At 69.7% G+C, this 1,867-nt stretch carries 2 protein-coding genes; one reads left to right on the top strand and one right to left on the bottom strand.

Annotation, left to right across the window (positions count from 1 at the left end; all coding sequences use genetic code 11):
• Positions 1–110: 110 nt before the first annotated feature.
• Positions 111–1,004 (bottom strand): LysR family transcriptional regulator, encoded by an 894-nt coding sequence (locus DBR34_RS15985; protein ID WP_128097531.1) that lies wholly within the window; start codon positions 1,002–1,004, stop codon positions 111–113.
• Positions 1,005–1,191: 187 nt separating this feature from the next.
• On the opposite strand from DBR34_RS15985, the gene DBR34_RS15980 reads away from it, so the two are divergent.
• Entirely contained in the window at positions 1,192–1,656 is a 465-nt protein-coding gene (locus tag DBR34_RS15980) for a cupin domain-containing protein (RefSeq protein WP_128097530.1), read from the top strand.
• Positions 1,657–1,867 lie beyond the last annotated feature (211 nt).

The following is a 1,867-nucleotide window of genomic DNA, read 5'->3' as shown; positions in this document are numbered from 1 at the left end:
GGCACCGCGACAGCCGACCAACGGTTGGCTCTACCCGGCTGGCACCGCGACAGCCGACCAACGGTCGGCTCTACCCGGCTGGCCCTGCGACAGCCGAACAACGGTCGGCTCTACCGGTCTGCGCGCAGGGCGTCGATGACCACGCGCAGTGCGCTGGAGGATTGGCGGCGGCTGGGGTAGTAGGCGTAGTAGCCGTCGAACACGTCGCACCAGTCCTCCATGACGCGGCGCAGGCGACCGGCCTGCAGGTGGTCCAGCACCATGTCTTCGGGCAGGTAGGCCAGGCCGGCGCCGGCCAGGGCGGCGCGCAGGATGGCGCTGCTGCCGTTGAACGTCCATTGCCCGTCCACGCGCACGTTGGCGTCCTGGCCGTCCTTCTGCAGGTCCCACACCATCAGCCCGCCATGGGTGGGCAGGCGCAGCCCGATGCAGTTGTGCGCGGCCAGGTCCGTCGGCACCTGCGGTGCGACGTGGTGGACGAAGTAGGCCGGACTGGCCACGATCGCCATGCGCTGCGGGCCGCTGATCGGCACCGCGATCATGTCGTTGGCGACGCGTCCGCCCAGGCGGATGCCGATGTCGTACCGCTGCGCCACGATGTCGGCCAGGCCGTAGTCGACGGTGAGCTCCACGCGCAGGTCGGGGTAGGCCGGCAGTATCGCGCTCAGACGGGGCCAGAGGATGCTGTTGGCCGCGTGTTCGGCGGTGGTGATGCGGATGGTGCCGGCCGGATGGTCGCGGTAGTCGCTGATGGCCACCAACTCGGCCTCGATCTCCTGCATGCGCGGGGCGACGGTGTCGTACAGGCGTTCACCGGCCTCGGTCATCGACACGCTGCGCGTGGTGCGGGTGAGCAGGCGCACGCCCAGGCGCTCTTCCAGCCCGCGCACGGTGTGGCTCAGCGCGGACTGCGAGACGCCGAGCTGGGCGGCGGCCCGGGTGAAGCTGCGCTCGCGGGCCACGGTGACGAACACCTGCAGGTCGTTGAAGTTTTCGCGGGCCATTGCAGTGTCCGGCGCGCATGCGATTCATGCGGGTCCATCATGGGCGCGCGCCACTGGTGAGCACAAGGCGCTCCTCGTCGACGATTGATGATTACGGCTCATGGCTGCATGCGCGCCTGGGCAGGCAGTGGCGGCGGCGACAGGGACTACAGTGGGCCGGTCCGATTTCCACGCCGAGGAGTTCCGCATGAACCTGTTGAGCAGTTCGCTGCTGTCGATGGTGGCCGCCACGGCCCCGGTCGACCCAGCCTCGATCCAGATCGCCCGCGCCGGCAATACCCCATCGGCGGCCGGCCCGGCCGACTATTTCACCGGCACGGTGCGCATCGATGCGCCGTTCCAGCGTGCCGCACCGGCCCGCGTGGGTGGCGCCACGGTGACCTTCGAGCCCGGGGCGCGCACAGCCTGGCACACCCATCCGCTCGGGCAGACCCTGATCGTCACCGCCGGGGTGGGCAGCGTGCAGGAGTGGGGCAAGCCGGTGCAGGAGATCCGGCCCGGCGACGTCGTGTGGATCGCGCCGGGGGTGAAGCACTGGCACGGTGCCAAGGCGACGGTGGCCATGACCCATATCGCCATCGCCGAAGCAGTCGACGGCTCACCGGTGACCTGGATGGAGCAGGTCAGCGAGGCGCAGTACACCGGCGGGTGACATCGCGCGCGACCGGCGTTAATGTAACTATGTAAGTTACATGAAATGAGGTGCGCCCGATGGATGCCTACGCCGACCCCGATGCCGTGGCCCGCTACGCAGAACGCCCACCCCGGCTGGTGCCGGGGTTCGCCGACCTGCAGCGGATGTGCACGCAGCTGCTGGCCGAATCGGCGCCGGTCGATGCCCGCGTGCTGGTGCTGGGTGCCGG

It is taken from the genome of Stenotrophomonas sp. HMWF003, assembly GCF_003061285.1.
Taxonomy (GTDB): domain Bacteria; phylum Pseudomonadota; class Gammaproteobacteria; order Xanthomonadales; family Xanthomonadaceae; genus Stenotrophomonas; species Stenotrophomonas maltophilia_AP.
This window is presented reverse-complemented; position numbering and strand designations above follow the sequence as displayed.